This is a genomic window from Acidithiobacillus sp. TH-A67 (assembly GCF_057473545.1).
In genome coordinates, this window is record NZ_JBYCKU010000038.1 from 23,049 (window position 1) to 29,275 (window position 6,227).

General features: G+C 60.9%; 6 protein-coding genes. 2 read left to right on the forward strand and 4 right to left on the reverse strand.

Going from position 1 to position 6,227, the window contains the following annotated elements; all coding sequences use genetic code 11:
• Positions 1 to 136: 136 nt before the first annotated feature.
• Positions 137 to 1,618: a protein adenylyltransferase SelO gene (locus tag AC2VNM_RS05805; protein ID WP_483166785.1), complete on the reverse strand. Its 1,482-nt coding sequence runs from the start codon at positions 1,616 to 1,618 to the stop codon at positions 137 to 139.
• An 80-nt stretch (positions 1,619 to 1,698) separates the two neighbouring features.
• On the opposite strand from AC2VNM_RS05805, the gene AC2VNM_RS05810 reads away from it, so the two are divergent.
• Together AC2VNM_RS05810 and AC2VNM_RS05815 are read left to right on the forward strand one after the other, a co-directional pair.
• On the forward strand, positions 1,699 to 2,982 hold the full coding sequence (locus AC2VNM_RS05810; RefSeq protein ID WP_486913027.1) for a DUF445 domain-containing protein: 1,284 nt from the start codon (positions 1,699 to 1,701) through the stop codon (positions 2,980 to 2,982).
• 144 nt (positions 2,983 to 3,126) lie between these two features.
• Positions 3,127 to 3,453: a hypothetical protein gene (locus AC2VNM_RS05815; RefSeq protein WP_483166787.1), complete on the forward strand. Its 327-nt coding sequence runs from the start codon at positions 3,127 to 3,129 to the stop codon at positions 3,451 to 3,453.
• On the opposite strand, the gene murI is transcribed toward AC2VNM_RS05815, so the two are convergent.
• The 3 genes from murI to AC2VNM_RS05830 all read right to left on the reverse strand — a co-directional run.
• Positions 3,450 to 4,235, reverse strand: coding sequence for a glutamate racemase (gene murI / locus AC2VNM_RS05820; protein WP_483166788.1), 786 nt, complete (start codon positions 4,233 to 4,235; stop codon positions 3,450 to 3,452). The genes AC2VNM_RS05815 and murI overlap by 4 nt on opposite strands.
• Positions 4,235 to 5,176 carry an ROK family protein gene (locus AC2VNM_RS05825; protein WP_483166789.1) on the reverse strand — a complete coding sequence of 314 codons (942 nt, stop codon included), beginning with the start codon at positions 5,174 to 5,176 and terminating at the stop codon, positions 4,235 to 4,237. The genes murI and AC2VNM_RS05825 overlap by 1 nt, the downstream gene beginning before the upstream one ends.
• The coding region (locus AC2VNM_RS05830; RefSeq protein ID WP_486913028.1) for an alpha-amylase/4-alpha-glucanotransferase domain-containing protein at positions 5,173 to 6,227 on the reverse strand (1,055 nt) is incomplete at its 5' end. The genes AC2VNM_RS05830 and AC2VNM_RS05825, both read right to left, overlap by 4 nt.

A 6,227-nucleotide genomic window follows, 5' to 3' on the forward strand; every position in this document is an offset into this window, starting at 1 on the left:
CGCTTCCAGGACTTCCTTCTAAAACGCCATGATACGAGGGGGATGGGGGGCTGGCAAGGCGGCCGCGGGACGGCTCACGATGGCAATTGCTATCCCAGGCTGTAAGAAATTCCGGTACCGCAAAATGAGGAGATAGTCAGGTTCCACAAAAGGTACGATACGGCCCGAAGCTGCCAGGCATTGGCTCGCTATAGGGGAGGTACTCGGGGCGAGCGGTGTAGGGATCGGCAAGGACGGTCAGGAGCTTTTCCAGGGGACGCGAGTCATTGGCCTGACTGGCCGCGGCAAGGGCGATTTCTACTTGGTGGTTACGCGGGATATAGAGCGGATTGACCGCATCCATAGCAGCGGCTACGGCGCCGGCGGGCCGCGCATCACCCAGGCGCGCGTGCCAGCGTGACCGCCAGGAGGCCCAGCTCTCGGGGATCGCGGGAATACCCAGGCGCTCTCGCTGCGCTGGGTCCATGTCCTGCAAATCTGCCGCCAGACTGCGGAAGGCGAGGGTAAAATCGGCGTGCTCCTGGTCCAGCAGCAGCAGGAAGTCTTCCATCAGCGCGTCGTCTTCCGCGCGCACGTCAGGGATCCCGAGTTTTCGTGCAAAGACTTCCCGCCACGCCTGCTGGTAGAGCTGCGGGAAACGCTGTAGGGTCTCTGTGAGGCGAGCGATGGCCTGGTCGACGTCATCATCCACCAGGGGTACCAAGCATTCTGCCAGCCGCACCAGATTCCACTGTCCAATGCGTGGCTGCTCGCCATAGGCATAGCGGCCATTCTGATCGATGGAGCTGAACACCGTCCCCGGATCATAGGCATCCATGAATGCACAAGGCCCAAAGTCGATGCTCTCGCCGGCGATACTCATGTTGTCGGTATTCATGACGCCGTGGATAAAGCCCACCCCCATCCATTGCGCGATGAGTTTTGCCTGCCGCTGCATGACCGCATCGACAAAGGCGAGGTAGCGCTCAGCACCGGACAGATCGGAGAGCTCAGGATAGTGACGCGCAATCGCATAATCCGCCACGCGACGCAGCAGGTCCTCCTGCTCGCGCACGGCAACAAACTGAAAGGTGCCCACACGCAGATGGCTGGATGCCACCCGCGCCAGGATCGCCCCCGGCAGTGGCTGTTCGCGCTGCACCGTTTCGCCGGTGGCAACTACCCCCAGCGCGCGCGTGCTCGGAATACCCAAGGCATGCAGGGCTTCGCCGATGACGTACTCGCGCAGCATCGGCCCGAGAGCGGCCTTGCCATCCCCCCCGCGGGAGAAGGGGGTACGCCCGGAGCCCTTCAGGTGCAGGTCCCAAAGTTTACCCTGGGGATCGCGGATTTCGCCGAGCAACAACGCACGACCATCGCCAAGTTGCGGGTTGAAAACGCCAAATTGGTGCCCGGCGTAGGCCTGGGCAACAGGGCGGCTGCCGGAAGCCAGGCGTTGCCCGGAGAAGAGTGCTGCGCCGAAGCTGCGCAGTGCCACCACCGACAGCCCCAGTTGTGCGGCCAGGCCCTCGTTCAGGAGCAGGAGCTTGGGGCTGGGGACAAGCGCCGCCTGCCATTCGCTGTAGAGCCCTTCCAATTGTTCAGCAAAGTTGCTTTCCAGCTGCAATTCCGTTTCCATTCCCTGCTCCTGTCTGCCCCCGCGCACAATGACAGAAAGACTAATGCCCGGGCAAGAGAGGACAGTGCTATGCTTGGCGCATGCAAAGCCCAACTCCCAGCAATCGACTGCGTCGGAATCGTCGCGCGGCACTCGCCCTTCTCCTGCTCGCCTTCGCCCTCTTTATCTGGGCCGCTTTGGAGAATGGGCAGGGAGGCTACGCCTGGTTGCTCGCGGCCAGCGAAGCGGCTATGGTCGGCGCCCTCGCCGACTGGTTCGCGGTGGTGGCATTGTTCCGCCATCCTCTGGGAATTCCCTTCCCGCACACCGCCGTCCTGCCACGCCGCCGCGACCAGCTGGCACAGCACTTGGCAGAATTCATCCGCGAGCACTTTCTGCAGGAAGACGCCATCTTACGGCTCGTCCAGCGCTATTCTCTGGCGAGTGGACTGGCTTCCTGGCTACGTCAAGCAAAAAATCGAGCGCTTTTTGCCGAACAAGTGCAACAACTCGTCTATCGCGCCCTGCAACTGGCGCAACTGGAGCCCTTGCGGCAGAGCCTCGCCAAGAGTCTGCGGGCGCAACTACGGCAACTGGATCTGTCGCGCTGGACGGCGCAGATCCTGCAACTCCTGACGGAAGATGGCCGCCATCAGGCCTTACTCAGCGACGCCATCGCCCGCCTCGATGACTGGCTCACGCAGGAAAGCGTACAAGAAGAATTCGCAGAACAAATCGAGAGACTGCTGCAACGCGCCTATCCCACGCTGTTTTCCTGGCTCGGAGCGGTCGTCGACCCCGCCAATCTGAGTCGCAATCTGGCCCGTAATCTGGTACGCGCGGCGCAGGAGACCCTGAGCGAGATTCATCAGGACCCCGAGCACCCCAAGCGCCAGGCCTTCGACCGCTGGCTCCAAGAAAATCTCCTGCGCCTGCAACAGGATCCAAGGCTACAGGCACGCATCCGGGGCTGGCAGGAAGGGCTGCTCGCGCACCCGGCGGCGCGCGATTATGTCACCCGGGTGGTAAACGATCTACAACAATGGCTCTTGCAGGACCTGCAGGCGCCCCGGTCCCGCAGCCGTCAGCTCTTGCGCAGGGGCGCGGGCTGGTTTGGCGAACTGCTGGATACCCAGCCGCAGTTGCGCCAGGCGATCGATGGCTACGTGGAAGAAAGCGCGCGCCGCCTACTCCCCACGGTGCAGGAAAGCTTCACCAAGCACATTGAGGACACCATCCGCGCCTGGCCGATGGCCGACATGATCCGCGTTCTCGAAGAGGGCATCGGCAGCGATCTGCAATACATCCGTATCAACGGGACGGTGGTGGGACTGCTGCTGGGGCTGCTCATCCATGCCCTTTTCGTGCTGCTGGCTACGGTATGAATGGCTCTTTCGGGACTTCTGGGCCAGTAGAGAGCGGTCCAATCGGGGCAGTGCCGGTACCGTCAGCATGCATACTAGCGGAGCAAAGAAACGGAACATTTTTTGCTTGACTCAATGCAAGATTTCACTAGAGAGGAGTAGATCATGAAGCCGTTGCTTGTCAGCACCCTTGCCTGTGCCGCCCTGCTCTGCAGCAGTCTTGCCTTTGCCGCCAATGCCAGTGACGCCCAGAAGGCGATCAGTGCTGCCCAAGCCGCTATGGCCAAGGCCGAGAGCATCCACTATCAATGGTTGGCCACCCCGAAATTCCTCGAGAAAGCAGAAGCCGCAGAAAAGGCCGGCAAGTATGATGAGGCGATCGCCAAGGCACAACATGCAGAGGAGCTAGCCAAGCTCTCCTACGCCCAGGGTGAAGCGCAAGCCAAGAAGTATAACGTCACCCTCGGCAAGGACGGTATTATCCTCAACTAAAAAGGCAGGATTCGGGCGCGTACTCCCGCGCCCTGCAGGAGCCTTTGGGCAGCAGCCATTTTCTGATCGGCATCCGCCGAAGCGCTAAAGTGCAGGGTCAACCGCTCGCGCGGGGCCGCCGGTGCCGGCGGCTCACGCCGATGTAAAAGACGGTAGAGCTGCCGCGCCACACCATCGTTACCACCAAAGATGGCGCTTCCACCAGACCACACAGAGATCTCCTCACGCAGCCAACAGTAGTGGGTACAACCGAGAACCAGCGCTGTTGCGTCCCTAACCTGTGCGGCGATCTTTTCCTGCCAATAATCACTGGCACGCTCGCGCCAGTCCACGCGTTGTCCCTCGATAATTTCCATCCAGCCCGGGCAGGCCAGCGCCCGTACCCGGCGTTCCGGATCACAATCCTGTAGAAGCTTTTCGAGCTTGGCGCCGCGCACGGTAAGCTCGGTAGCCAACAACAGCAGTTCTCCGCTGCTTTCCTGCAGAGCGACCTTGATGGCAGGCTCAATACCGATGATGGGCATGGACGCGTATTGGCGCAGTGGTGCTGCGGCAGCACTGGTGGCGGTGTTGCAGGCGATCACCAAGGCATCGACGTCGAGTTGCAAAAAGCGCTGGTAGGCCGCCTTCGTAAAGGCCCGCACTTCGGCCACACTACGGTCACCATAGGGTGCGTTGGCGGTATCCGCAAAATAGAAATATTCAGCTTCCGAGAGATAACGGGTACAGGCCAACCACGTACTCAGACCGCCGAGGCCCGAGTCGAAAACCCCGACCCGCATCAGACGGCCAGCACTTCTCGGGCGAGTAGGGCAGCGCCACGCATACCCGCTTGGTCATCGCCATTCCCGGCGGCGATCTCTACGGTGTCTTGCAGTGCCGGAATCATGTTGCTGCGCAGTTGCTGGCGCAGCTCTTCGCCGAAACAATCCCAGGCCGCACTCAGGCCCCCGCCCACGCGAATCTGGCGAGAGTCTAGCACCTTGACGACATGCGCCAGGGCTTGGCCGAGATGTTCCGCCAAGGTTTGAAACGCCCGCAATGCCCCAGGGTTCTGATCCTGTGCAAGCTGGGTGATGATCTTGGGATCGGCCGCCATGCCGGTGTATTCCAGATAACTGGACACCAGTCCCTGCGCCGAGGCGTATTGTTCCAGGCAGCCCTGGTTGCCGCAGCCACAACGTCGTCCACCGGGCACGACGATGAGATGACCAATCTCCATCGCCGCGCCATCTTCGCCGCGCCACGGGCGCCCGGACTGGATCCACCCCCCCCCTACTCCCGTACCCAGCCCAACATAGATCAAGGACTGCATTTCAGGATGATCCTGGCGCAAGGACCAGAATTCGCCAAAGGCCGCCGCATTGGCATCATTCTCGAGCAATACCGGTACCTGCAACTGCTCGCTGAGCCGTGCTTCCAAAGCAAAATTTTCGAGATGTGGGATATTGGGTGACTGCCGCAACAGCCCGTCGGCGGTCACAAAACCCGGAAAAGCAACCCCCACTCCGTCGATCTGCGGGCATTGCTCACGCAAGCGGTGATAGCCACTGGCAAGGGCCTCCAATACCAGCTGCTGCGCCGCACCTACCTCTCCGGCCTGGGCGCAACGTTCCCGCAGGTTCATTTCCGTGCGGTAGCTGGCGATACACTGCGCATCATCAAAAACGCCAAAGCGTAAATTGGTACCGCCCACATCTATCCCGAGGTACAAAGCACTCATCTGCGCCCCACCTGAATTTGCAAGGAGGCAGAAAACTCCTCACCGACGACAGGCCAAGTCAGCTCCAGCACCCAAGCCTGCATGATCTTCTCAAAGCCGGCCTCGGACTGCGAGACCGTCCGGTGCGGCCAAGCCTGCCAGGCTATCTGCTCAGGAAGCTGAATCTCGACACTGCCTCCCAGCACCGCGTCATCGAGACGAAATTCCCGTGCGGTACCGGAGAGCTCCGCGGCGAAGCCCCCGACCACGGCAGCATCCACAGACAGGCAGCCTGCCGGTCCATCACAACTCGGCATAGCCAGATAGATACGCGTAGTGAACGTCGTCGCGGCATCCTTTATCCCTTTGCCCGCATAGCGAACGGATAGACAACCGTTTCGCAAAGCGAAGGATTTTTCGAGTTCCCAGGCTTCCTGCTGGGCTAGGAAACGCGGCGTCTTTGCCCCGGTAACGAATTGATATTCCAGCGCTTCACCGCCCAGGCGATCGACGAAGCTTTGACAGGGGAGATCATCGAAAAGCAGATCGTCCGCGTGAATAGCCGTTTTGAAACTGACCCGATCATGGGCCGAGGCAATGCCGCCGGCACTCTCCGCTTCTGCCGCACTTTCCCCCTGACGAATCTTGTCGTAGTAGGCCTCGTCGCGGCGTGCCAGGGTATCGGCAAAGTCATGCTCGCTCGGGTAGTGATTCCACTCCTGGATGCTGGCGTGGGGCAAATGCAGCACAATCTGCATCTGCGCATCATGATAGAAGCACTCTTCGCGGCCATCGAGATCGACATCTTCCCAAATCATCGCGGGCCGTTTCCGCACTTGGTCGAGCCCTGCCTCGAGACGCGTCAGGTGATGGTGCACAGCACGCCGCAAATGCGGAAGATAAATACCGCCAAAGAGCCCGTGCCAATACGCATCGTTGGCCTGTGCCGCGTGCAGATCGGCACGCAGGGCCGCGGTCTGGCGTCGCTTGGGCAGGGCATGAAAACGTGCAGACAACTGCAACATGCGCTTGTGCATCCAGTTGGATTCGGGATAGCGATGCAGGAAGCCCT

Coding starts and splice junctions, on each gene's coding strand:
- murI (WP_483166788.1), bottom strand. CDS start 4,235: ATGCGGGTCGGGGTTTTCGACTCGGGCCTCGGCGGTCTGAGTACGTGG.
- AC2VNM_RS05815 (WP_483166787.1), top strand. CDS start 3,127: ATGAAGCCGTTGCTTGTCAGCACCCTTGCCTGTGCCGCCCTGCTCTGC.
- AC2VNM_RS05825 (WP_483166789.1), bottom strand. CDS start 5,176: ATGAGTGCTTTGTACCTCGGGATAGATGTGGGCGGTACCAATTTACGC.
- AC2VNM_RS05805 (WP_483166785.1), bottom strand. CDS start 1,618: ATGGAAACGGAATTGCAGCTGGAAAGCAACTTTGCTGAACAATTGGAA.
- AC2VNM_RS05810 (WP_486913027.1), top strand. CDS start 1,699: ATGCAAAGCCCAACTCCCAGCAATCGACTGCGTCGGAATCGTCGCGCG.